Annotated in this window: 19 protein-coding genes; 15 read left to right on the forward strand and 4 right to left on the reverse strand. The window is 63.3% G+C overall.

Features of this window, described 5'->3' with window-relative positions; translation table 11 throughout:
* Positions 1-4: 4 nt before the first annotated feature.
* Entirely contained in the window at positions 5-997 is a 993-nt protein-coding gene (locus WC729_RS14470) for a hypothetical protein (RefSeq protein WP_372853939.1), read from the reverse strand.
* A 111-nt stretch (positions 998-1108) separates the two neighbouring features.
* On the opposite strand from WC729_RS14470, the gene WC729_RS14475 reads away from it, so the two are divergent.
* From WC729_RS14475 to WC729_RS14495, 5 genes are read left to right on the forward strand one after another with little or no spacing between them, the layout of a single operon-like run.
* Positions 1109-1915, forward strand: coding sequence for a hypothetical protein (locus WC729_RS14475; RefSeq protein ID WP_372853941.1), 807 nt, complete (start codon positions 1109-1111; stop codon positions 1913-1915).
* Positions 1916-1945: 30 nt separating this feature from the next.
* Positions 1946-2152 (forward strand): hypothetical protein, encoded by a 207-nt coding sequence (locus WC729_RS14480; RefSeq protein ID WP_372853943.1) that lies wholly within the window; start codon positions 1946-1948, stop codon positions 2150-2152.
* Between the two features lie 42 nt (positions 2153-2194).
* Entirely contained in the window at positions 2195-2800 is a 606-nt protein-coding gene (locus tag WC729_RS14485; protein WP_372853945.1) for a hypothetical protein, read from the forward strand.
* On the forward strand, positions 2788-3981 hold the full coding sequence (locus WC729_RS14490) for a hypothetical protein (protein ID WP_372853947.1): 1194 nt from the start codon (positions 2788-2790) through the stop codon (positions 3979-3981). Before WC729_RS14485 ends, WC729_RS14490 begins: the two co-directional genes overlap by 13 nt.
* Positions 3982-4019: 38 nt before the next feature.
* Complete coding sequence (locus tag WC729_RS14495) at positions 4020-5147, forward strand: DUF3800 domain-containing protein (protein ID WP_372853949.1); 1128 nt, start codon at positions 4020-4022, stop codon at positions 5145-5147.
* 183 nt (positions 5148-5330) lie between these two features.
* Here WC729_RS14495 and WC729_RS14500 read toward each other — a convergent pair whose 3' ends face one another.
* A complete protein-coding gene (locus WC729_RS14500; RefSeq protein WP_372853951.1) occupies positions 5331-5642 on the reverse strand; it encodes an excalibur calcium-binding domain-containing protein in 312 nt (103 codons plus the stop codon).
* Between the two features lie 246 nt (positions 5643-5888).
* Here WC729_RS14500 and WC729_RS14505 point away from each other — a divergent pair, with 246 nt between their 5' ends.
* The 10 genes from WC729_RS14505 (at position 5889) to WC729_RS14550 (ending at position 22104) form a co-directional block, all read left to right on the forward strand.
* Entirely contained in the window at positions 5889-7523 is a 1635-nt protein-coding gene (locus tag WC729_RS14505; protein ID WP_372853953.1) for a serine/threonine-protein kinase, read from the forward strand.
* A gap of 152 nt (positions 7524-7675) precedes the next feature.
* Positions 7676-8050, forward strand: a complete 375-nt coding sequence (locus WC729_RS14510; protein WP_372853955.1) for a hypothetical protein — start codon at positions 7676-7678, stop codon at positions 8048-8050.
* A 100-nt stretch (positions 8051-8150) separates the two neighbouring features.
* A complete protein-coding gene (locus tag WC729_RS14515; protein WP_372853957.1) occupies positions 8151-8399 on the forward strand; it encodes a hypothetical protein in 249 nt (82 codons plus the stop codon).
* A gap of 80 nt (positions 8400-8479) precedes the next feature.
* Complete coding sequence (locus WC729_RS14520; protein ID WP_372853959.1) at positions 8480-9721, forward strand: TolC family protein; 1242 nt, start codon at positions 8480-8482, stop codon at positions 9719-9721.
* Complete coding sequence (locus tag WC729_RS14525; RefSeq protein ID WP_372853961.1) at positions 9718-10947, forward strand: efflux RND transporter periplasmic adaptor subunit; 1230 nt, start codon at positions 9718-9720, stop codon at positions 10945-10947. Before WC729_RS14520 ends, WC729_RS14525 begins: the two co-directional genes overlap by 4 nt.
* Positions 10944-14099, forward strand: a complete 3156-nt coding sequence (locus tag WC729_RS14530; RefSeq protein WP_372853963.1) for an efflux RND transporter permease subunit — start codon at positions 10944-10946, stop codon at positions 14097-14099. The genes WC729_RS14525 and WC729_RS14530 overlap by 4 nt, the downstream gene beginning before the upstream one ends.
* Positions 14100-14401: 302 nt before the next feature.
* Positions 14402-15118, forward strand: coding sequence for a M50 family metallopeptidase (locus WC729_RS14535; RefSeq protein ID WP_372853965.1), 717 nt, complete (start codon positions 14402-14404; stop codon positions 15116-15118).
* A 271-nt stretch (positions 15119-15389) separates the two neighbouring features.
* On the forward strand, positions 15390-16133 hold the full coding sequence (locus WC729_RS14540) for a helix-turn-helix domain-containing protein (protein WP_372853967.1): 744 nt from the start codon (positions 15390-15392) through the stop codon (positions 16131-16133).
* Complete coding sequence (locus tag WC729_RS14545; protein ID WP_372853969.1) at positions 16130-16261, forward strand: hypothetical protein; 132 nt, start codon at positions 16130-16132, stop codon at positions 16259-16261. Before WC729_RS14540 ends, WC729_RS14545 begins: the two co-directional genes overlap by 4 nt.
* Before the next feature lie 3656 nt (positions 16262-19917).
* Positions 19918-22104 (forward strand): TonB-dependent receptor domain-containing protein, encoded by a 2187-nt coding sequence (locus WC729_RS14550; RefSeq protein ID WP_372853971.1) that lies wholly within the window; start codon positions 19918-19920, stop codon positions 22102-22104.
* A gap of 229 nt (positions 22105-22333) precedes the next feature.
* Here the strand turns inward: WC729_RS14550 and WC729_RS14555 are convergent, their stop codons facing one another.
* Positions 22334-23716 carry an MFS transporter gene (locus WC729_RS14555; protein ID WP_372853973.1) on the reverse strand — a complete coding sequence of 461 codons (1383 nt, stop codon included), beginning with the start codon at positions 23714-23716 and terminating at the stop codon, positions 22334-22336.
* A complete protein-coding gene (locus tag WC729_RS14560) occupies positions 23713-24303 on the reverse strand; it encodes a TMEM175 family protein (protein ID WP_372853975.1) in 591 nt (196 codons plus the stop codon). The genes WC729_RS14555 and WC729_RS14560 overlap by 4 nt, the downstream gene beginning before the upstream one ends.
* Positions 24304-24546 lie beyond the last annotated feature (243 nt).

Genomic DNA, 24546 nt, shown 5'->3' on the forward strand with positions numbered 1-24546 from the left:
AGAGTCACGCGCGCGGCGTATGCGGCTCCGCTTCGGGGATGCCGTTGACCTGGTGGCGAGCGGCGGCCGACGCCGGATAGGCGCGCCGCCGTGATGCGGCGATCGTACCGAGGGGCGCGTTCGCCTCGGGCACGCGCCACGGCGAGAAAGCGAGGTTGTCGCCATAGCTTTCCTGGCCCTCGGCGTTGACATCCTGGCAGCTCAACTCGAGCGTGCCGATCGCGACGAACGGCGCGGCTGCTTCCTCCCAGCGCTGTGTAGCGCGGTCGATCGGCAGCGACGTGCCGGGAAGGGGGGTCTGCAGCTCGAGGACGAATGAGGCGGGGGCTGCAAGCAGGCGCGCGTGGAGGTCGCTGCGCAGGCGATTGGGATCGCTGTCGGGCGCGCTGCTGGCGCCGGTCGCGAGCGGCCGCAGCCTGTATTTGACGGCGACATCGGGACCGCAACGATAGGGCAGCGTGCTCCAGTAGGTTGCGGTCACCGCGCTTTCCTCGCGCTTCGTCATGTCGTCGAGGATCTGTTTGGTCTCGGGGTGCTGTGCGAACCATTCGCTATCGCGGCCGGCGAGGGCCAGATCGGTGAAGACGCACATGTCCATCCCAGTATCGACGAAGAACACGTCGTGATTTTGGAATAGCAAGTCAGCCGTGGGAGCGTCGGGGTCGATTTCGGCCAGCGTTGGCGCGGACGTCCCGAACAGCTTGATACCGAAGCCGATCGTGCCGTTGCCCGAATCAGGCTCGGTCGGACCGACATCGCTTGAAAAGCGTGCCCAGCACGCGAACTGCGTGTCGTTCGCGAAGATGCCTTGGCGCGTCCATCCGGGGCGCGACGGATCGAGCGCCAATACGCCCTTCACGATGCCATGCACCTTGCGGAACACCGCACGGCGGGCTGGCCGGTAGCCGCGCGCAATGTCGCCGCCTTGGGCGACGTCGACGAACATGTGTTTGGTATGCTCGACAAAGTCCTGCGCGCACGGACTCGCAGTCGCCATGACTATCCCCTCCCACTGATTGGTAAGACTATGTGGCCAACGCTGGCAAATATCCAGTCATCTCGGAAGAAATCCTTTAGAGGGAATGTTCGTCCTTATGCATGCGACAACTTGCGTTTCATCACCAACGGTGCGAGTGTTTTCACGATTCATGGATACATCCATTTCGGTTCGATCGGTGGTGCAGCGCGCGGGGGCAGACTTCCGACGAGACATGTTTGGTGTTGCGTGGATATGACTTGGGGAGGAGGTTTGATGACTTCTAGCGAACTGAGTGGGGGCGCCATCTCGTCCGCACAGTTGATGCAGTCCCTCGATTCGACGCCCGTTGCGGCGCTAGCCCCGGCGGCCGATCCGAAGTCCGCGGTCGAAGCGCGGATCAATGCAGGAGTTAAGCCGGGCGGCCAGCCGCTCGCGGTCCGATCGCTCGAGCTCTACGTCATCCGGGGGCTAAATACGGTCGATTTCGGCAAAGGTCCGGTGCTGGTCGTCGCCTACGATCCCGAATTTCTCTACGTCGCCGACGTCGGCCTGCCGGCGCGCGCCGGGGTTTCGGTCAGCTGGAGCAACGTGGGTGCCGGCGACCCGACCTTCCCCGATTTCCAGAAGGCCAAGCTTCGCAGCATCACCGGTGCCGGTCCCACGTCGCTCATCTACCCCGCGATCGCGGGCGAGCTTTTGATCGGCGTCGATCCGGCGACGCCCCACGCCGATATTGTAAACGGTCTCCAGGCGCACGGCTTATGGGATGTACGGATCACCGGCAGCCTGATCGAGGCACGATGCGACCTTTTCCGCGAAGCGGATGTGTGTGCCGCGCTTCCGGGACAAGTCGCATTCGTTCGCTATGCCGAATCGAACCGCGTCGTTCGTTTCGTGGACATCGCGCCGGGTTGGAGCGCGACGAAAATCGCCTGAGCATCAGCAAGATAAGTGGGAGACGCTACCATGAGTGGACACAAGACCTATCAAGGCGTCGGACCGACGCTCGAGGAAGCAACGAAAGCGGCGCACGACCAGATCCATCCGCGGCCCGGCAAGGACTTTACGGTTTCCAAGGTGCTGAGCTGGGGGATGCAATTTGGTGGTTTCTCGCAGCTGACGAGCTTCTACGTGATCGTCGAGGAGGATGAGCACGCTCCCTTTCGGACCTGAAACAATGGTCGGTTTGGCGGCGGAGAAGAGACACGGCGCGGCTTGATCGTCTGGACGGTTGGCGCGGCCGTAGGAGTCGCGCAGGCGTCGCTCGCCGATCGACTGTCAGGTCCGGTCTTCCGGTCGCTGCGTGGCCTTGACCGACGTTCGTATCTGGCGCTTGGCGTTCGTCGGAAATGGCGTCCGCCTGCTCCAATCGCGAACAGAGGCGATATAGAGAACGGATTGATGACGCTGCACGCAATCACTTGGACCATCGGAGAAACGAAGTTCAAGACGAACTACAAGCATAAGCTGGACCATCGCGACGCGACGCCGGGAAAGTCGCAATGGACGATTCCGGAAATTTCCGAACGTCAGTCCTTCACGGATGCGATGGTCAATAGCTGGGTCGCCGATGGTTGGGGCTGGGGCATACACGCCCCGGGAGGCGCGTTGGCTATGCTCGGAGTCGACCGCGACCACAAAACACAGGTTTTTTTCGCGCGTTTCGACCATGATGCCGGTGAGTGGCACGGTTATCCGGTCAATTATAAAATACCGCAGCAGAAGCCGCCCGGGCAGGTCTTGCGTGCTTGGCTCGCTAAGACCTTTATAGCCAAGGCTCAGATGCGCAAAATTGTGAAGGGCCAACCATGCAGAATCTGACCCTCGGCATCGAAGGCGAATGGTGGGATTCTCTCCTCTACAAAGGGCGATTGCATCTGTTCGGCATGGACGGTTCGCTGCAGACGTTCGACTGGGAACGCCTCATACGCGATCTCGGAGAGCAGCTGCCGGCAGGTTCGAGCGACGCCTTCCGCTTCGCGTTCGCCGAGAGCAATGCCTTATACCGTGCGGTAATTGACGGCGCGGATTTGAAACAATCCTTTGCGGCGCTCGATGCAGAGCGTTTCGAGGTCTCCAAACGCAAACTATTCGATTATCTGATCGAGCAGGGCGACACGCGCTTTCCGTTCCCGCACGCGAGCAGCACCGTCTACTATGATCGTATGCTTGTCGCCTCGCCGGAGGGTATCCACGGCGCGATCTACGACCCGTTTCAGGATCGCCTGCATGGCGTCAAACGGCTGACCGAGCTTCCCGCCAATCAGGCTTGGCCAGCATATAATTCCGTTGCCATCGCCGGTGGCAGCGAGGGACTCTACGAAATCGATCTGGGCCTGGCGCAAGACGAATGGCTTGAGCCGCGTAAGCCGACACTGATTTCGTCTCGCGCGACCGACGCCTGCGACTGGATGTTCAAGAACATCGTCGCGATGTCGATCGACAGCGGGAGCTTTCTTGCACGGTACGATTCGCAATCCCTCGAAAGCTTCGATCCCTTGGTCGATGAGCCGCAGGCGGAAGATGAAGGCGGCGGGGCCACGTTACGCGTCCTGAGCGAAGTGGACGATCTGGACGCGATCCTGCCGGCTCCTTCGCGCGGAGGAAGTTCGTTCGTGTGGGGCAGCCAGGACAAGTTCTACAAGGCCGAGAGCGGACGCATAACGGCGTTCAGATTCCTGAGGGATGGAAGAATAATCCGCGCGGGCTCGGTTGCGATGCGTCACGGTATCGAAGCGCTCGTTTCGGTTCAGACTTCATTGTTCGGTGTGGTGCTCGAATTCGATACTGGGCTGCTCGTGCTGACAAGCGACGAGGTGGCGCACGATATACCGGGAGAGCCGGTAAATTGGAGGGTCTTTCCTCGCTCCAGGCGTTACGAAAACCACCTTCATGTTATTGGCGACGACAAGCTGACCATCCACTCGTTCAACCATGACGCCGACGTTGACCAGTTCACGAAGGTCATTGGCTCGAAATATTACGACCGCGCCGAGACCTAAGCCATGGTCGAGCACCTCGGCTGCGTTACAACGCAAGCATGATCGACGTTGACGAATACCGAAACATGATCCTTTCGGCGAACCATCTGCCGAACGCGGATGGGCGCTACACCTTCTACTATGACGAGACGAACAACGTCAGAAAGCTTCACCTGACCGCGGACGGGATGAACATCCGGCGCCCGGAAAGTTTCGTGTTGGGAGGAATCGTGCATCGCGGGAGTCCGAGCACTATCGATCTTGCCCCGCTGCGCGCGTCCTTGCATCTTCAGCCGAACGTCAAGGAGATCAAGCTCAAGCATCTCGGCCAGGGCGACTTCTTGCAGTTGCTCACGTCGGCCAAGGTCGAAACCTTCCTGAAATGGGTGACCGAACAGGGCTTCCTTGTCCATTATCAGGTCACCGATCTGCTCTACTGGTCGATCGTCGACATCGTGGACTCGATCCTCGCCGAAGCCCGCGAGCCGCAATTGTACATGGCGCACATGCTTCTCAAGGATGGCCTCTATTCGGTGCTGCGTGACGACGTCGACGGCACTGCTGAATTCCTGGGCCGGTATGACTATCCCGATGTCGGGCGCGAGCGTCGGCCGGCATTTGTGGCCGAACTGCTCGAGCTGGTCGAGAGCCGCGAGGACATGCTCGAGCATTTCGCATTCTACATGCTGAAAGGCCTGTTGCAGATGGCGCGGAAGCTCACCTCGCTGCCGTATCTCGAAGACGAGACGCCGAACGTGCTGATCGAGGGTTTCGGCGAGTTTTTCCGGAATCGCCTTTGCCTGTTCAAATACTCCCGACACATCCTGGACGATGAAAAGGTGATCGAGGCCTATCTCGAAGCTCGACCTTTCACCGAGAAAGGCGCTCCGCTGCGCCACTTCCGGTTCGCCAATTCTCAGACCGAACCGGGCATCCAGATTTCGGATCCGCTGGCGGGCCTGCTCGGCAAGCTCTTCAGCCATATAAATCGTACGCCGTTGGACGATCTCGAAGTCGAGCTGGAAGCCCTGAGTGCGCAGCAACGTCGCTCATTAGCGTTGCTGGCGCGTCTCGTAGACGCATCCACAGACGAATGCCCCGGTTTCGCCCAGCACATCATCGCGGATGAGGACCGCCGGCGAGCAAGCCTTTTGCTTGAAGGCGATATCCTGCGCTACGGAGTTTAGGCTTCCCACTTATTCAGCCTGACGGGAATTCTCGTACCAGGCCGTTGGCTCGTAAAAAGCGGTCAGCCTGCAGACGACCCAATTTGGGCTGCTATTCGCTCTAATTGTCGCCACCCGCGAGCGACCGCGGCGATTGGGAAAGCAAGCATGGCTTTAGGAAGAAGCGGTGGGTTAAACGGCAGCCTATTGCCCACGATACGGCTCGCAAGCGATCCCGTCGTTGTCACCGTCCATCTCGCGACGATAACCAGGTTCGCCGCGGTAGATCGGTGCGGTTCCGGCATTGCGAGCTTCCCTGCACCCGCTCCAATAGTCCCCCACCTGCGGCTCACGCTGTCGTTTCAATCCAGCAGCGACCGCCACTTCGCTCGCGCCATGAACAATGTCCGAGCGCCCGTTTGGGGAAATAGCCAAAGAACCGACGCCGAGCGTCGCGCCAATCGCTATGCCGCCCGCGAGAAACGACATCACCGAAAGTCGATTGCGAGTGGCCATTTGGCCGTTCTTAACGCTCGTGGGTAAACGACCGGTTTGCGCCCAAAAGCGAACGAGCACCGCCCAGGCTGCTGATCCGAAAAGCGGACATCTCGCGGGACACACGCTGTCGACTTAGGTACCGCCGTGCATGCCAATGCGGTGACAGGCAGCAAGTATGAAGCGACGCAAGGAGGCTCGCTCCATGGGCCGGTTGACGGGACCGGCAATGGACGCCGATGCGGCGGGTCGGCTAACGGCCGCGGCATGGCGAGAACATACGGCAATTGGACGATCGTTGGCGACCGCTTCGCGGAAGGTGGCCAAGGCGAGATCTATCAAATCACAAATGCGACCGGGATGCCGCCCGGCATCTGGCTGCTGAAGCGCCTGAAGAATCCGAGGCGGCATGAACGATTCGCGCGCGAATTGGAGACGCTGCAGCGCCTCAAGGGAGCCGCAAACGTCGTCCAGGTGCAAGAATGGGGGATCTCCAGGGGAGAGACCACCGATTATTATGTGATGGAAAAGGGGGACGGATCGTTAGAGGATTTGGCGCCCGCCGAGGGTTACGCGCCTGAGCGCGCCTTTTCTCTCTTTGCGCAAATTCTCGATGGCGCGGAAGCCGTCCACCAGGTTCCGGCCGTGCATCGTGATCTTAAGCCCGCCAACGTCATCCTGTTCGGCAACACTGCCAAGATCGCCGATACGGGCTTGGCGCTGCTAATCGACGAACCGCGCATAACGCCGACTGATGAGGCGGTCGGCCCCCGCTTCTACATGGCTCCCGAACTCGAGCACGGCCGCAACCTTGATGTCGATGCCAGCGCCGACATCTATTCGCTCGGCAAGATTCTATACTGGCTGCTGTCCGGCGGAGTGCACCTGCCCCGCGAACGCCACCTCGAGGCGCATTATCGCTTAGGGCGAATTAAGGCGCCGTCGCTCGAAGTGTTCGAGCGCGTGTTCGACGCCACGCTTACGCCGCAGAACCGGAGGCGGTGCAAGGATGTCGCGAGTCTACGCAACCTCTTTGACGAAGCGGTGGCGGCGTACCGCGAGCATCCGGACGCGGCGCTCGCGGCGTTGCTTGCCGGGCCCGGAGTCTCCGTGGTGGAGAAGCTCGCCGGGGCCGATAGCGCGATCGGAAATGCACTGTTCCGACGGGTCGAGCTCGACCTGCTCGCCGCCACGGCAGACGAGTTGATGAGCTTGATGGAGGGGGACGAGGCACTGATCGACGGCAAGAACGTTGGGCTGATCGACAAGCCTGGGCGTCTATCGCTCGATCAGCTTGCACGTGCGGCGCAGCTCTGTTTCTCGAGCGAACGGGCGATCGCTTCGCTCACGCGCCTGTTCGGAGTCGGCCGCGAACTCCGGCAAGCGATCGCGGAGACCGCGCTAGCTTCGGACAATTCGGGGGCATGGCAGTTGATGGCGGAACATTGGCAGTGGTGGCCTGAGGATCTTCCACTTGCCCATGAGCTAGTCGCCCGGTTCGCCCCTCCTCAGCGACTGCCGAGGAAGCTAGTAAAGGACCTTTCTCTAGGTGGAATATCGGTCGATCTCGGCGATGTCCTGGTTCGCGGCATTCAAGAAAATCCCGGTGATGATGAAGTCGTCCAGCTCGCGATGTTCGGCTTGACCAGGTCGTCCGATTCCCAAGCGGAAGAAAGGCTGTTTCAGGCCCTGGTTGCCGTGCGGGCCGACCCGGCGATCCTACAGGACGCTATGCTGATAGCTGTCGTCCACGAGCTCGGGGCGGCGGCCTGGTCGCGGTTCGAAGCGCATCATGCATGCCCGAACGACGTCGCGAAGATGGCTCAGATGGTGATCGAGATGGGTGTTCGTGCTCGCGAGCGCCCGAATGAAGTGGAGGGCGAAGAAGACGAGGACGCTTGAGGCGTTGCTTGCCGCGATCGGGCCGAGACTAATCTCTAATGCAGGCACGGGGTCATGCGCTGAAAAATATCGGACGAGGAGCATCGCGTCTGTAACCGTTGCGGCACGGTCAACGAATTGACTCGTATCATGTTGCGACGCATCAAGACCCCGTGCTGAAGCTGCTGCGCCATCTGTTGTGCCTCGGGCTGCTGTTCGGTCTCGCTGGGAACAGCGTGGCCGTCGCCGCGCCGTGCATGCTGATGAGCCAGGGGCAACCGGCGGCGACGGCGGCCATGCCGGATTGCCAGATGGCACACTGCGCCGATTGCGACGCAAATACCAAAACTAGCGGCAAGTCGGGCACCGACAAGTCGTCCGGCTGCATGGCGATGGCAGCTTGCGCGGCCGTACTGGGTCTGAAGCAACCGGAGCCGGCGGCCACGCCCCGGCTGCGGGCAGCGACGGTCGGGTTCTGGCCGGCATCGACAAAACTTGCAGGGCGCGACGTCGCGCCGGAACCGGAACCACCCACACTCCTTGGCTGAACCTTCGCGCTCGCGCGGCTGACCGGCTGTGCCGTCTTCGGACGGCGGCCGCGACAGGGCTGCGCGCGCATCGATTGCGATTCATTCAAGGATTCACATAATGACCAAGACGATCATGGCTGCCGTGCTGGCAGCGACGATGCTGGCTGCGCCCGCGGCACATGCCCAATCCTCCATTCTCTCCGGCAAGGGCATTCCGACCATTTCCGTGCAGGAGCGCGAGGCACAGGAGGCCTGGTGGTCGGCACGGGCCAAGCGCCAGGCCGACCGCCACATGGCGGCCTGTGTGACGATGCCTGAATGTCAAAGCAGGCAGACGATGTCTGCTGCCCCCACGAGCAAGGGCTGACGGTCACCGCCCGCGTCTGGCGCCTGCGCGCCGGTTCGCGGGCGGTCGATCCGTGTCCGTCCCATTTCAAGGAGGCCATGATGAGATTCTCCGTGCTCGCGCCCGCGCTGCTGACCGCCGGCGTGACATTACCCTCGATCGCGCTTGCCGACCCGCTGACCTATGCCGACGCGTTAACGCGCGCTGCGGCCAATGCGCCGAGCCTCAAGGCGCGGGCCGCGTCTTCCGACGCCGCGCGCTTGTCGGCGATCGCGGCCGACCGTTTGCCTGATCCGACCCTCGATCTCGGGGTCTCGGGCTTCCCGGTGACCGGCCCCAATGCAGGCAGCTTCACCCGCGACGACTTCACGACGGCGATGATCGGGTTCAGTCAGCAATTTCCCAATCTCGCCAAGCGCCATGCGCGCGCCGAACGGGCGCGCGCCGATATCGGCCTCGCCGAAGCGGGCGAGCTGGTCGAAGGGCGCACTGTCCGGCTCGAGACCGCGCTTGCGTGGATCGACCTTTATTACGGGGAGCGGCGGCTCGCGCAGCTCGACCTGCTGACCGCGAGCCTCGACGATCTTCAAAGGACCGTCGCTGCACGACTTGCATCGGGAAGCGCGCGGCCGAGCCAGGCGCTGGAGCCCGAGCAGCTTCGTGCGGCGGTTGCCGACCGCCGCGCCGAGATGGTCGCGGTGATCGCGCAAGCACGCGCGCGGCTGGCGCGCTACACCGGCGATCCGAACCCCGAGGTTTCAGGCGACGCGCCGATGCTCGACCTGGACCCGCCCGCCTTGCGCGCCGGGATCGATACATTGCCGGCCCTACGCGGGCAGGACGCGCGCATAGCGGCGGCCGATGCCGATGTGCGGTTGGCGCGCGCCGACAAACGACCTGATTGGCGAGTCGGCATTTCCTATGGCCGACGCGATCCTAGGTTCGGCGACATGGCGTCGGTCGGCGTGTCGATCGACCTGCCGCTATTCGCCGGCAAGCGTCAGAATCCGAAGATCGACGCCAGTACCAGCATGGCGCGGGGCAGCCGGTTCGACCGGGAGGCGCTGAAGCGCGAGCTGGCGGCGACGCTCGATGCCGACCTTGCCGACCATGTCATGCATCACGAGCGCTGGCGCAACGCGCGCGAAACGCTGGTGCCGCTGGCAAAGCGCCGCGCCGAGCTCGATCGCGATAGCTATGCGGCGGGCAAGCTCGATCTCGGCACCGCCTTGCTCTCGACCCTCGCGCTTGCCGAAGCCGAGGTCGAAACGCTCAATCGCGAAGCCGACGTCGCACGCGACGCGGTGCGCATCACCATCACCTATGGGGAGGAGCGGCCGTGACGCTCGACAGGAAAACTGCGATCCGCTGGCGCGGATCGCTGCTCGCAATGGCGGTCGTTGCCGGCGGCGGGGGCTTTTGGCTTGGTCACCGCGGCGAAGCACCCGCCACGGCGGTCGGCGCGGGTGGCAAGCAGCCGCTCTATTATTACGACCCAATGTTCCCGAACCAGAAGTTCGACAAACCGGGCAAGTCACCGTTCATGAATATGCAGCTCGTCCCCAAATATGCGGACGGGGGCGGCGCGGCAGGCCCGGCGGGCGTCACGATCGATCCCGCGTCGCGGCAAAGCCTCGGCATCCGCGTGGTCGCGGCGGAAACCGGCGCGCTCGCCTCATCGCTCGACGTCACCGGCGCGATCGACTTCAACCAGCGCGATGTCGCGATCATCCAGGCACGCTCGGGCGGGTTCGTTAGCCGGGTCTATGCGCGTGCACCGGGCGATGTCGTCCGCGCCGGCGCGCCGATCGCCGACCTGCTGCTGCCCGATTGGGGCGGCGCGCAGACCGAATATTTGAGCGTGCGACGGCTCGGCAAGCCAGACCTCACGGCAGCGGCACGCCAGCGGCTGCGGCTGCTGGGCATGTCGGACGGACTGATCGCCGGCGTCGAGCGAACCGGACGGGCCAATGGGATCGTCACGATCACGACGCCGATCGCGGGCGTGATCCAGGCGCTCGATGCGCGGCAGGGCGTGACCCTGGCGATGGGGCAGACATTGGCACAGGTGAATGGCCTCGGCTCGGTCTGGCTCAACGCCGCCGTCCCCGAGGCGCGCGCCGGCAAGGTCCGCATCGGCCAGAATGCCACCGCGACGCTGATCAGCTTTCCCGACGAGACGTTCAGCGGCCGGGTGATCGCGATCCTGCCGACCGCCCAGGCTGACAGCCGGACGCTGACCGTTCGGATCCAACTGGCCAATCGCGGCGGCCGTCTCCGGCCGGGGATGTTCGCAGGCGTGGCGCTCGGTAGCGACGGGAAGCCCGCATTGCTGGTGCCGAGCGAGGCGGTGATCCGCACGGGCACGCGCACCCTGGTGATGCTGGCGACTAACGACGGTCGCTTTCATCCGGCCGAAGTGCGCGTCGGCCGCGATGCCGGCGGGAAGACCGAAGTCCTTGGCGGATTGGCCGAAGGCGAGAAGGTCGTCGCTTCGGGCCAGTTCCTGCTCGATTCCGAAGCGAGCCTGACCGGCATCGCCGTGCGTCCGATCGGCGGTGCACGATGATCGAACGTATCATTCGGGCCTCGGTCCGGGCGCGCGTCTTCGTACTGCTGGCTGCGCTAGTGCTGGTCGCGATCGGCATTGGGGCTGTGAAAACGACGCCGGTCGATGCGCTGCCCGATCTTTCCGACGTGCAGGTCATCGTGCGGACCTCGTGGCCGGGGCAGGCGCCGCAAATCGTCGAGAATCAGGTTACCTATCCGCTGGCGACGGCGATGCAGTCGGTGCCCGGTGCCCGCGTGGTGCGTGGCTATTCGTTCGTCGGCGACAGCTTCGTCTATGTGCTGTTCGACGACGGCACCGACCTCTACTGGGCGCGCAGTCGCGTGCTCGAATATCTCAGCCAGGTGCAAGGCCGGCTGCCGGCGGGCGCGACCGCGTCGCTCGGCCCAGACGCCACCGGGGTGGGGTGGGTCTACGAATATGCGCTGGTCGATAAAACGGGCCGGCACGATCTCCAGCAGTTGCGAAGTTTGCAGGATTGGTTCCTGCGCTACGAGCTCAAATCCGTCCCCGGCGTTGCCGAGGTCGCCAGCATCGGCGGCATGGTCAAACAATATCAGGTGCTGGTCGATCCGCAGAAGCTGATTTCCTACGGGATCACCCAAGGGGAAGTGACCGACGCACTCAAGCGCGCCAATTCGGAAACCGGCGGCTCGGTCGTGGAAATGGCCGAGGCCGAATATGTCGTGCGTGCAACCGGCTATCTGTCGTCGCTCGACGATTTCCGCAGCGTGCCGATCCGTACTGCCGTGGGCGGTGTGCCGGTGACGCTCGGCGATGTCGCGACGGTCCAGATCGGCCCGGAGATGCGCCGTGGCATCGCCGAACTGAATGGCGAGGGCGAGGTCGCCGGCGGCGTCATCGTCATGCGCCAGGGCAAGAACGCGCGCGAGGTGATCGACGGGGTCAAGGCCAAGCTCGCCGAACTACGAGCGAGCCTGCCGCCAGGGGTTGAAGTCGTCACCACCTATGATCGCTCGGGGCTGATCGACCGCGCCGTCGACAACCTGACCGGCAAGCTGTTCGAGGAGTTCCTCGTCGTCGCGTTCGTCTGCGCGCTGTTCCTGTGGCACGTCCGTTCGGCGCTGGTCGCGATCCTGACGCTGCCGCTCGGCATTCTCGCAGCGTTCGTCGTGATGCGGGTGCAGGGGGTCAACGCCAACATCATGTCGCTGGGCGGGATCGCCATCGCCATCGGCGCGATGGTCGATGCCGCGGTGGTGATGATCGAGAATGCGCACAAGCATCTCGAACGCTGGGCGCATGATCACCCGAACGAGGCGTTGGAAGTCGACGAACGCTGGCGGGTGATCACGACGGCGGCGGCCGAGGTCGGGCCGGCGCTCTTCCTCAGCCTCCTCATCATCACCTTCTCGTTCATTCCGATCTTCTCGCTGCAGGGACAGGAGGGCCGTCTGTTCGCGCCGCTCGCCTTCACCAAGACCTACGCAATGGCCGGCGCGGCGATCCTGTCGATCACGCTCGTGCCGGTGCTGATGGGCTGGTTGATCCGCGGCCGTATTCCGGGCGAAGAGGCCAACCCGATCAATCGCGGACTGGCTCGCGCCTATCGCCCGGCGCTCGATTGGGTACTCAAGCGGCCGAAGGCTACGCTGCTGATCGCTGGCCTGGTGTTCGCCTCGAGCATCATCCCGATCAGCCAGACCGGCGGCGAGTTCATGCCCGCGATGAGCGAAGGCGACCTGCTCTATATGCCGTCGGCGCTGCCGGGCATTTCGACGGCCAAGGCCGCGCAACTGCTCCAGCAGACCGACCGGCTGATCAAGACCGTGCCCGAGGTCGACAGCGTGTTCGGCAAGGCGGGCCGCGCCGAGACCGCGACCGATCCGGCGCCGATCGAGATGTTCGAGACGACGATCCGGTTCAAGCCCAGGGACCAATGGCGGCCGGGGATGACCCAGGCGAAGCTGATCGACGAGCTCGACGCCCGTGTGAAAGTGCCGGGCCTCGCCAATTTTTGGATACCGCCGATCCGCAACCGCATCGACATGCTCGCAACCGGCATCAAGAGTCCGATCGGGATCAAGGTCTCGGGCAGCGACCTCGGCCAGATCGATCAGGTAGCGCAGCAGATCGAGGCCGTCGCCAAGACCGTGCCCGGCGTCAGCTCAGCGCTTGCCGAACGGCTGACCGGCGGACGGTATATCGACGTGCGGATCAACCGCGCAGCCGCTGCTCGCTACGGCATGAACGTTGCTGACGTGCAGGACGTGGTGTCCGGCGCGATCGGCGGCGAGTCGATCGGGCAGACCGTCGAGGGCCTGGCACGCTATCCGATCAATGTGCGCTATCCGCGCGAGCTGCGTGACAGCCCCGACAAGCTGATCAACCTGCCGATCCTGACGCCCTCGCGCAAACAGATCACGCTGGGCACGGTCGCCGATATCCAGATTGTCGCAGGCCCACCGATGCTCCGCAGCGAAAATGGACGGCCTGCGACCTGGATCTATGTTGACGGGCGCGACCGGCCCCTGACTGCGATCGTTCGCGATTTGCAGGCGGCGGTCACTGGCAAGGTCAAGCAGCCGCCGGGGATCAGCGTTGCCTATACCGGCCAATTCGAGTTCCTCGAACGCGCAACGCAGCGCCTCAAGGTCGTCGTGCCGGCGACGCTCGCGATCATCTTCCTGCTGCTCTATTTGACGTTCCGGCGGCTCGACGAGGCCGCGTTGATCATGGCGACGCTGCCGTTCGCGCTGACCGGCGGCGTGTGGTTGCTCTGGCTGCTCGGTTACAACCAGTCGGTTGCGACCGGCGTCGGGTTCATCGCGCTAGCCGGCGTCGCCGCCGAGTTCGGCGTGGTGATGCTGATCTACCTCAAGCACGCGCTCACTGAGCGGGGCGAGGGGCCAGATGCTGCCCAGATCGAAGGCGCGGTGCGGGAGGGTGCGCTGCTCCGCGTCCGACCCAAGGCGATGACGGTCGCGGTAATCCTGGCCGGCCTGCTACCGATCCTGCTCGGCACGGGCACCGGCTCGGAAGTGATGAGCCGGATCGCAGCGCCGATGATCGGCGGCATGCTGACCGCTCCGCTCCTGTCGATGTTCGTGATTCCGGCAGGCTATCTGCTCATGCGGCGGCGAACCTCGGCGGTTCCCGATCCGCTCCGTGGCAGATCGAACGGCCCGTAACGGCCCACTTTCTGGACGCCTGCGGTGGGTTTGGTTGATTCCGGAAGCGGATGTTCGACTGGCGTGTGCGGTTTGACCGACACGTGCCCGCTTGCGACATGGACTCCGATCAAGGCCGACCCGCCAAGCCGCTGTCTGCTCCTGTTGGCGTTGCCGGATGCTGAGCCACTCAGCGCAATGGCGGCAGCAGTTCCATGTCATAGTGTGAATAAATCGCTGCGACGAACCGGCTTCGGTAGCCGGACCCGCGTCATGCCTGATAGGGGTGACTCGTAGACCTTACGCCCTCATTCGGAGCGCTGATGTCCAGTATTCTTGCTGACCAAGCCCATCGACGGCGTATCGGCCTGCTGATGGGAATTGCGGTCGCCTCAGTCATGCTTTGGCAGACATCGATCGGCAGTCTTCTACTCTATCCATTCACCATATTGGCAACCTGGTTTCACGAAATGGGCCATGGAGTCGCCGCCATGCTCACCGGCTCGTCGTTCGAACGCCTTTTGATCTTCCCCGACGGTTCTGGCGTCGCTCAGTCGATGGTGCCCGCCGATGCTTCCGGACTGACAAATGCGCTGATCGCGGCAAGCGGACCATTGGGGCCTGCAATCGCCGGATCATTGCTGATTATCGCCTCGCGAACTGACAAGGCGACGCGCGCAGCGCTGGCGGTCGTGGGTTTGGCGTTGTTCATCTCAACGATCATCTGGGTGAGGACGCTCACTGGCTGGCTGGTTCTTCCGGCATTGGGCATCGCCATCCTGGCGCTCGCATGGCGCGGTACGGCAGCTCAGCAGCGCTTTGGTATCCAGTTCCTTGGCGTCCAAGCCTGCATAAGCGTGTGGCAGCAATTCGGATATCTGTTCAGCGCCGGAGGAAGCATCGGCGGAGAGTTGCATCGATCCGATACAAGCGCCATCGCCGATGCCCTGCCGCTTCCCTATTGGTTCTGGGGTGCAGCGATAAGCGCGGTGATCGTCTTCTTGTTGTGGCGGAGCTTCGCTGTCGCTTTTCGACGGTGATGCAGAAGCCCTTGCTGGACACGCGATTGGGCACGCTCAAAAGTCTCGCGGTATCGCATGTCTATTGAAAGTGCATTCCGGCTCCAGGATCGTCAAACGGCGGCATCGTGCTCAATAGAAAGTCGTCCGCGACTGACAGCGCATATTCCGAAAGCGGCCACTTACTGTGCCAGCTATCGTCTGCCTCGTTCGCCTGACCGCCTCACGCCGTTCAAAAACTGAAGGTCGTTTCGCCCTGCAATTTTGCACCGCCATCCAGTACATCTCGATCATGAGCAGCGACGTCCAGATCGACGAGATGGTGGTTCCCGATCCCAAAGGACTGGGCGCCTATGTCCGTCTGCAGCGCGAGATGCTGCACTGGAAGCAGGCCACACTCGCCGCCATGGCCGGCATTTCGGTCACCACCGTCGAGCGGATCGAGCGTGGCGAGACCGTCCGGCCCGCAAACCTCGAGAAAATCGCGGTCGCGTTCGAAATGGAACCCGACATCTTCACGCGCCCGCGCCGCCTGTTGAGCGAGGAAGAGGCGGTCGCGAACCTCACGAAATCGCTCGACTTCCTCAACCACAAAAAGCCTGTTGCGGTTGCGCCGTTCCGCACCGAGGTCCAACTGCGCGCGTTGGCGACGACGCATTTCGTGGTGCTCGACACCGATCTCGACGACGAAGCGCACGGCGACCTCGCGAGCCTTCGCGAATGGATCGACCTTGCCGCGTTCATGAAGCCCGACCCATCGGGCCTATTTTGGCGCAAGCCCGATCGCGAATATCGCGTGCGCCGCCTGTACGGCGACGTGTTCGACCACGTTGATGAGATGGAACGCCGTCACAACGCGGTGTGCCTGGTCGGCACCTATGACGCCGAATGCGAAGACCCGACCTATGGCCTGGTGCCGATTGGCCTGCTCTGTCTGCGCTCGAAACGCCGCAACCCCGCCGCCGCGCTGCTCGACCAGGTGTGGGTTGAGAAACGGATGTCGCTCCACCGTGCCTCGGCGGAGGATCCGTCGTGAAACTGGCGCAGGAAATCCGCCGCAGCTTCGCGCGCGAACTCGGCAAGTGCGCGGCGCGTGCGGTGACGCTGACGGCAGGTGGCGCGATTCTGCTGATCGCCGACGTCGCGCTCAGGCGGCTCGGCTAGTCTAGCGCAAAAACAGCCACCTCGGCCTACTCGAAAAGGCCCTGACGTCGCGGTCGCGAGCGCCCACGCTCGCTGTCCAGCCCGCGAGCGGATGGAGTTGCTCCGCGTCACCGGCGCGGCTCGCAGCCGCTCGCTCATGTCTGCGGCCAAATGCCGGGCGCCGGCGGCGTAATCTGGCTGCGTGACGGCTTCCCGATCGTGTAGGTATGTCGGGCCAAGCAAGGCAGAACAAGAAAACGAGCATTTCGAACAGACGATGGCCAGCAACAAAAGCCGAGATGAGTTTACCGCGGCGACCAGGCGCACGATTGAACGGCAAGCACGCAGCCATTGCTCGAATCCGATGTGCCGCCGACTGACCAGTGCCGCTGCATCGGATGGCGTTGGTGAAATCAATATCGGCGAGGCCGCGCACATCTGCGCCGCGGCGCCGGGTGGCCGACGGTATGACCCCAATATGACTGTCGAGGCCCGGCGCTCGGCCGAGAACGGTATCTGGCTGTGCCGTCTTCACGCGCGCGCCATCGACTCGAACGATCCGAAGTTCACGGTTGCTCTCCTGCAGGAGTGGAAACGGCTCACCGATCAGGACTCGTGGCGGAGCGTCATGAACGAAACTCCCTTCGCCCCCAATATGCGCGATCCCGAGCCGGACGGAGCGCGTGACCGACTTCATGCGGCGGCTGATGCCGACCTCGCCGTCTTCCGCAACACAAACAAATGGCCCGCGACCGCGGTCTTGCTTACGTTAACGGTCGAAAAATCAGAGATGCCGCTGACCACGCGGGCGCTTGCAAAGGCTGTCCTGTCTCTCGATGATCTGATTCTGGTCGCGGCCCCTGGGATGGGGAAGACCACCACGATCTTTCAGGTGGCCGAGGCCATCATGGATATCGGCGCGGCGACCGCGATTATCGTACCACTCGGCGATTGGGCGACCGAGGCCAACTCGTTGTTGCCCTCAATCCTGCAGCGCCCGGCGTTCGCCGGCCTTTCGGAATCCGAGTTTCGGGCGGTGGCGACGAAGTCCGGCGTCGTCATCTTGCTGGACGGCTGGAATGAGATGGATGCTACCGCGCGTGAACGAGCGCGCGTCCAGATCGCAAGACTGAAGGCCGAGCTGCCGGAGCTCGGTCTGGTCATCTCGACGCGCAGGCAGGCTCTCGACGTTCCGATGTCCGGAACCCGGATCTCACTCCTGCCCCTCGGTGATGAGGAGCAAATGGCGATCGCGCGCGCCATGCGGGGTGAAGAAGGCGAGCGTCTCGTCGATCAGGCGTGGCGCACCGAAGGCGTCCGTGAACTCGTGACTATCCCTCTCTATCTGACCACGCTGCTGTCGCTTCCGAAAGGCACGCCATTCCCGAAGACAAAGGAAGAAGTTCTCCGACGTTTTGTTGACGCTCAAGAGATGGAAGCTGGTCATGCGGCGGCCCTTGAGATCGTCGCAGGTGGCCTTCAAAAAGACTATCTCGACGGACTGGCCGTTTTCGCAACGACGACGGCGAATACATCGATCTCCGACCATAATGCGCGCGGGGTCGTCAACGATACGGCGAAGGTGCTGCTGAGCGACGGACAGATCTCCTTCATCACGGCGCAACCGCAAACACTGCTGGATACGCTCGTCAGCAACCACGTTCTGACGCGTTCAGGCGACGCACCTGGCTATTCCTTCCAACACCAGCAATTTCAGGAATGGTATGCCTCACATGAGGTTGAGCGCCGCATGTTGCAGGCGGTCGGTGACCTCGCGACGCGCAAACGGCTGAAAGAGGAGGTGCTCGATCAACGCCCGTGGACTGAGGCGATTCTGTTCGCGGTCGAACGCGCAGCGCGCGGGGATCGGGAGCACGTAGCGGCCTGTGGCGTTGCCATCCTGGCTGCCTTTGATGTCGATCCGATCCTTGCGGCTGAAATGGTCTTCCGCGCGACGGACGATGTGTGGGACATCGTCGGCACGGACGTCCTGCGCTTCGTCAGCCGTTGGCACGCTGTCGGCAAAGTCGACCGCGCGGTACGCTTCATGATCACCTCCGGGCGGCATGAGTTTCTCGACCTCCTCTGGCCGCTTCTCACGCACGAGCGCGAACAGGTTCATCTGAACGCGCTCCGCGCCGCAGGGCACTTCCGGCCGTCCGTGTTAGGACCCGCCGCCGCGGATGTGCTCATCGGGCTCGCGCCAGCGATCCGCAGGAATGTTCTCCACGAAATCGCGTCGCGCAGCGGCATGGACGGCCTCGATCTGGCAACCGCCATCGCAAAAAGGGATGGCGAACCCGAGGAGAAAGCCCTTGTCGTGGGCGCTCTGTCATTCCGACGCGCCGACCGGCACATCGTAGACCTGCTACGCGACGCTGACGACGCAACCTTCGACGCTCTGGCGGGGAAGGGCCATCTAGATGGCATTCCCGACGAGGGCGTGCGGCGGGGCTTGGAGGCTGCGCAAGCCAGGAGGATGGCATCGGCAGCGACGCCGCGCGACCGGTTGACCGCCATCCTTCAACGGCAGGACGAGAGTGGATTGGATGCCGAGATCAGCGACTTGATTGCCGAGTTGGCGATCGACCGAAAGGACGACAGCCAGCAATATCTGTTTCACGAACTTCGCAGCCGGTATCTACAGGCGTTCGCCGATGGTTTGCTTCGTCGTATTCGCGAAGGTCAGGACCTGTTCTTCGGCGCCGACAACATCCTTGCCGCTTCGGGAGTCCTCGTCGAAGACCAGGCGCTGCTCGAGACCGTGCTTCGGGATTCGGAACGTCACGACGACCACGCTGAGGCCGCCGCATCGGTGCTTGGCCCGCGCTCGGTCGAGAAGCTGATCGCCGCCTATCTTGATTTGCTCCCTCGCCGAAAGGGCGCCGACGGCAAGTTCGACCAAGCGGTATGCGACCGTTGCACCCTGCTACGTGATCGCATCGCTCACACGCCTGGGAGCAGCCTGATCGCGGCCGTGCAAGCCCGCGCCGACAAAGCGGCCAACTCTGAAATTGCAGCTCTGGCCGAGCTCTGCACGCGCGGGGAAAGCGGTGACGACGAGCGGGCAAGGCCGTTCAATGAAGCTGATCTGGCGGCGGTAAGACAATTGGCGGAGGATTGGGGGGAACGCCTGCTGGCCAGCGAAAGCGCGACGCGCTTGCAGAAGGTCACGATCGCAACCTTGATCAGCCGCGTACCTTCGACATCGCTGCTGCCGATCCTCGAACGGCTGCTCGATGATAATTTGCGCCGGTATGCGGAGTTTCGCGCAGCGGCGAGAGCGAGCGGGTGGCAGGATCGAGATGTCGTCACCGAAGCGCAGAATCCCCAGATGCACGGGTATCAATGGGCGTTTGCCGCGATCAGGGGCCCCGAGACTGACATTCTGATGGTTCGTTACCTGAAGGATGAGCATTTCGGGGAAATTGCCGCCAGAATCCTCGCCGAACACTGGACGGATGCGAACGAACCCAAAGCCGATCGAAAGTTTGGTGGCGGCGTGGATTTCTTGGCTGTCGCCACCCGCCGCGCAGCCCGCGCCGCTGACCCAGCAGCGAGTTGTGCGGCAGCAGACGCGATTTTCGACGCGATCGATCAGCTGCTTGCCGAGGGTGCCAGCGACGAACTGAAATTAAGAGCCGTCACACTCGGCATCGTTGGCGCGCGGCTGCCCCATGGGATACGCGCCGCTACAATCGAGAGGCTCCTTGAATTCGCACCCAGGCAGGCGCGTGCTCAAGTCGCAATATGGCGGCGCATCACTCGGCTCACGCATCACTTACGTTCCGATCGGGTATCGCGGCCTTGCGCTGGATGGCGTCGCTCCGCTGATCGCCAACGCCGGTCAGCAGAACCTGGCGCTATCGCCGACCGCCACCACCGGTCCCGCCGGCGACGGCCTCTTTGCACCGCTCCTCACGCCCAATCAGAGTTACAATGCGTCGCTCACGGTGAAGCGCGACTTCGCCAAGTGGCTCACCATCTATGCGGAAGGCGGCTGGTCCCGCTACGAATCTCGCAACCTCGTGAATCCGGCAGCCGGAAATTATACATTGGATGCCGCAGCAGCGGACAATCCCTTCACCCGGTCAATCATCGTCTCGGTGCCGATCGCCTCTGGCAATCAGTGGATCAAGAATGCCAGCACCAATTGGCGCCTTTTGACTGGCGCGATCGTCAAGCTGCCCTTCGATTGGCAAGCCGCAATCGACCTGACCTGGAACTGGAATAGCTACGCCCCCGGGGAAAGCCTTGCGAGCTTCGACCTCGTGACGGCTAATGCCGTCGGGAACGGGTCGATCAATCTCCTGCGCGATCTGATGGGGACGCCCCCGACCTTCACCTATCTCGACAAGCCTCAGAGCGGGCTGATTGGTCAGGGTCATGGTTCGTCCCGCTCCTACACCCTGAAGCTTGCGGGCCCGCTGCCGCTTATACGCTTGCCGGGCGGCAAGCCGATTGCGACGTTCCTGCTCGAGCAGGGCAAGCAGACTCAGGGTCAGTACGTCAATTTCCAGAATACCGTTTCGATGTCTTCGGTCTCCTACACGCCGCCGCGGTCGCAGCGGACGGACAGTGCCTATGGCGAAATCCGCTTCCCGCTGATCGGCGAGCGGAACAAGATCCCCTTGATCCGCGAGCTCGAAATCCAGACGGCCGTCCGCTATGACCGTTATGTCGGCATCGGCGCCAATGCCAACTTGACCTGTTTTCCCAACCAGCCGGCACCGCTTCCTGAAAGCGCCTATACTGCACCATGCCCGCAAGTTGGCGCCGCTCCGGCCTTTGCGACGACGCGTAACAGCTCGACCAATCCGACGATCGCGATCAAATGGGGGGTCGACAAGAACCTGACGTTCCGCGGCTCCTATTCGACCGGCTATCGTCCGCCACAACTCAATTCGGTGATCAGCTTCGATGCCGGCGGCGCGGCGGGATCGCTCCTTGCCGGCAAGACTATCGTCAACGTGACCGACCCGTTGCGCGGTAATGAGAGGGTCGGTCAGTCACTGCTCGGTCTTTTCCAAATCCTGCCGGCACGTCTCGGCGGAAATCCCAATGTTGATCCCGAGACCTCAAGATCCTGGTCGGCCGGCGCGATCCTCACGCCGACCTTCGTCCCGGGCTTGCGCATCTCGATCGACTGGACATTGATCCAACAGAAGAACCTCTACTTCCAGCCGCAGGCGTTGATCAGCAATGGCAATTTGCCGGGAGGACAGCAGGCGTTCAACGACTTCCTTGCCGCCCATCCCGAGCGCTTCCCGCGCGACACCAACCCCGCGACGTTCGGCGCATACACCGTCGGACCGATCATCTTCGCCGATGTCACGACCGCCAATCTGTCGCACGCACGCTCCGAAGCGCTCGACTTCACCCTGAGCTACGACCGCCAAATCGGGAAGGGGCAGCTCAATGTCCAGGCGTCGGCAACGCGGCTGCTCGACCTGACCATCCAGACGACAGCGTCCGCAGCACCGCTGAACGCCACCGGCGTGATCGACAATAATTTCCTGTCGCTGCTGGGGGCCGTTGGCGGCGTCGACTGGAAGGGGAACGGCTCGATCAGCTATTCAACCGACCGGTGGACCTTGGGCGCGCGAGGTCGATACATCGGATCGTATTGGCTGAACGTGCAGCATGCGATCCAGCCGCTCCAGGGGTCGGCCAAGATTCCGGCTCAAGCCTATTTCGACCTGTTCGGCAGCTTCAAGATCAATGACAAGACCCAGCTGCGCGCCGGGCTCAACAATGTGTTCGACAAGTCGCCGCCGATCAATTCGAAGACCAGCTTGTTCTACAGCTTCTATGGCGATCCGCGCCGCGCGAACTTCTACCTCAGTATCAGTCGGCGCTTCTGAAGGACCGTGGGCGCGAGTGGCTTCTCGCGCCCATCGTCTGTTCAATTTCCCAAGACGTCCGGCAAGCCACTTCCCCACGCCGGATGGTCGACGCGTATGTCCAGGCCGCGGAGCGGCTAAAGGCGTCGGCAATCCCTATCGTCCTTAGCTTCAGCCGGTAACGAGAAAGGCCCGCATTGGCGGACCTCGTGCCTCTTGCGATAGCGCGACCGGCGATCGAGCCGCTGAGTCAGACAGCGGCGCGGGGTGCCGAGAACCATCCCGCGACCCCTGCGACAACGCTCACCCCTCCTGCCATAAGCGCCGCGGCATGGAATGCTGCGATCGACACGCCGTGACCGCCGCCGGTCAGGACTAGCCCGAGCAAGGAAACCGCGACCATCCCGCCGATCCGGGCAGTCGCGCTGTTGAACCCCGACGCCGCGCCGGCGTGATGGTGGTCGACGGCCGCCATCACCGCGGTCGTCAGGGGGGCGACGGCCATCGTCATCCCGATCCCCACCAGCGTCATCGCCGGCAGGACATGCGTGACGAAGTAGATACGCTGGTCCGGGATCGTCCACATCAGCGCGAAGCCTGCACCCGCGATTGCCGGACCTGCTGCCAGCATCCGGTGCGCGCCGACGCGCTCCGAGAGGCCGCCTGCCAGACGGGAGCCAGCGGCCATGATCACCGGAAGCGGCAGCAGCGCCATTCCCGCTGCGGTCGCGAGCCAGCCGCTTGAGATCAGCAGATAGGGAAGCAGCAACAGCACCCCGGTCAAGGCGGCGTAAAGTAGGAAGGTGAGCAGGGTAAGGGCGCTGAACCGGGCGGTGCCGAACAAGGCCAGCGGTACCATCGCCCTGTCACCCAGACGCCTTTCCCACCACAGAAAGATCGCGGCCGCGACGAGCCCGCCCATGATGTATGCCGATCCGTGCTCGCCACCCGAAGTAGCCTGTGTGAGGCCCCAGACGAGAAGTCCCAATCCGATGATCGCCAATGCGCCGCCGGCCCAGTCCGGCGTGGGAGCGTCCGGGTCACGGCCGCCCTTTATTCCGATCCCGGCGAGAACTGACGCGACGACGGCCGGCGGCACGATCAGGGCGAACACCCACCGCCAGCCGAACGCATCGACCAGCCAGCCGCCCGCAATCGGGCCGGCAGCGACGGCGACCGCGCTGGCGGCCGCCCAGGTGCCGATCGCCTTGGCCCGTGCTTCGCCGTCGAAATCGGCGCCGAGGATCGCCAGGCTGGCCGGCGACAATAACGACGCACCGATGCCTTGCCCGACGCGGGCCGCGATCAGCCATCCAAGCGTCGGTGACACGGCACAGGCGACGGAGGACAGCGTGAACAGCGCCAGGCCGATGATGAAGATGCGCTTGCGTCCGGCTGCGTCGGCGAGCGCGCCGCCGATCAGGACCAGCGCCGAGAGCGGCAGCATGAAGGCGTTGACGGTCCATTGGACTCCGGCGGCATCCGCACCGAGCCCCTTGGCGATTGCCGGGAGGGCAACGTTGATCACCGTCATGTCGATCATCGCGACGCTGGAGCCGAGCACCGTCGCCCAGAGCGTCAGCGCATTTCCTGCGCGAGCGTCGCCAACCGCGGCGGTCGCGGCTTCGTTCATGCTGCTGACGCCGGGGGGAGGCGGTGCTCGATGCGCCGATCGGGTACAAGCCAGACACCGGCGATTGTCACGTAGATCAACACCGCGATCAGCGGATGAACGAAGGCGAGCGCCGTGCCGAGGAAATAACCGATCAGGGAGAGCTTGCCCTTGCGGTCTTCGCCGAGCGCTTGGGCGAGCGCGGATTCGGGGCCGCCGTTCACCCGAATGACCTCATGCTGGAGCCAGAGGTAGCCGATCCCCGCCATGCCCAGGACGAAGCCATAGGCGGCGACAGGCAGCGCCGCGAAGCCGGCTTCATTGATCCAGCGGATCACGAACGGGACGAGGCTCAGCCAGAAGAGCAGCGTCAGGTTCGCCCATAGCGCGCGCCCGTCGATATGCTCGACCGATTGCAGCAGATGGTGGTGGTTGTTCCAGTAGAGCCCGACATTGATGAAGCTCAGCAGATAGGCGGCGAGGATCGGGAGGGTGGCGAGCAGGGCACGGGGCTCGGCGCTTTCGGGCACCTTCAGCTCCAGCACCATGATGGTGATGATGATCGCGACCACGCCATCGGTGAAGGCGGTCATCCGTTCGGTCTTCATGCGGTCTGTCCCTCCTGGCGCGCCGCCATGGTAGCGGCGGCCGATCACCGGCATGATGTCCGCGACCCCGTCTCAGCCCCGTTCGGCGAAACTGCCGGGAGCAAGGGTCATGTCACGCCAGGCGAGCTTCTCGTTACCCGCTCGTTCCAGCCGAAAGGTTACACAGCGGATCAGCCCTCGGCGGCGCGGTTCACCGACGCCGCACCGGTTGCTCCGCGTTAAACTGTCACCAACCGGGCTCAT

It is taken from the genome of Sphingomonas sp., assembly GCF_041661825.1.
GTDB lineage: Bacteria > Pseudomonadota > Alphaproteobacteria > Sphingomonadales > Sphingomonadaceae > Sphingomonas.

Bases quoted from the DNA above. Each gene is read 5' to 3' on its own strand.
- WC729_RS14505 (WP_372853953.1), top strand. From the start codon at position 5,889: ATGGCGAGAACATACGGCAATTGGACGATCGTTGGCGACCGCTTCGCG.
- WC729_RS14535 (WP_372853965.1), top strand. From the start codon at position 14,402: ATGTCCAGTATTCTTGCTGACCAAGCCCATCGACGGCGTATCGGCCTG.
- WC729_RS14500 (WP_372853951.1), bottom strand. From the start codon at position 5,642: ATGGCCACTCGCAATCGACTTTCGGTGATGTCGTTTCTCGCGGGCGGC.
- WC729_RS14470 (WP_372853939.1), bottom strand. From the start codon at position 997: ATGGCGACTGCGAGTCCGTGCGCGCAGGACTTTGTCGAGCATACCAAA.
- WC729_RS14495 (WP_372853949.1), top strand. From the start codon at position 4,020: ATGATCGACGTTGACGAATACCGAAACATGATCCTTTCGGCGAACCAT.
- WC729_RS14480 (WP_372853943.1), top strand. From the start codon at position 1,946: ATGAGTGGACACAAGACCTATCAAGGCGTCGGACCGACGCTCGAGGAA.
- WC729_RS14540 (WP_372853967.1), top strand. From the start codon at position 15,390: ATGAGCAGCGACGTCCAGATCGACGAGATGGTGGTTCCCGATCCCAAA.
- WC729_RS14520 (WP_372853959.1), top strand. From the start codon at position 8,480: ATGAGATTCTCCGTGCTCGCGCCCGCGCTGCTGACCGCCGGCGTGACA.
- WC729_RS14490 (WP_372853947.1), top strand. From the start codon at position 2,788: ATGCAGAATCTGACCCTCGGCATCGAAGGCGAATGGTGGGATTCTCTC.
- WC729_RS14550 (WP_372853971.1), top strand. From the start codon at position 19,918: ATGGGATACGCGCCGCTACAATCGAGAGGCTCCTTGAATTCGCACCCA.
- WC729_RS14515 (WP_372853957.1), top strand. From the start codon at position 8,151: ATGACCAAGACGATCATGGCTGCCGTGCTGGCAGCGACGATGCTGGCT.
- WC729_RS14560 (WP_372853975.1), bottom strand. From the start codon at position 24,303: ATGAAGACCGAACGGATGACCGCCTTCACCGATGGCGTGGTCGCGATC.
- WC729_RS14555 (WP_372853973.1), bottom strand. From the start codon at position 23,716: ATGAACGAAGCCGCGACCGCCGCGGTTGGCGACGCTCGCGCAGGAAAT.
- WC729_RS14530 (WP_372853963.1), top strand. From the start codon at position 10,944: ATGATCGAACGTATCATTCGGGCCTCGGTCCGGGCGCGCGTCTTCGTA.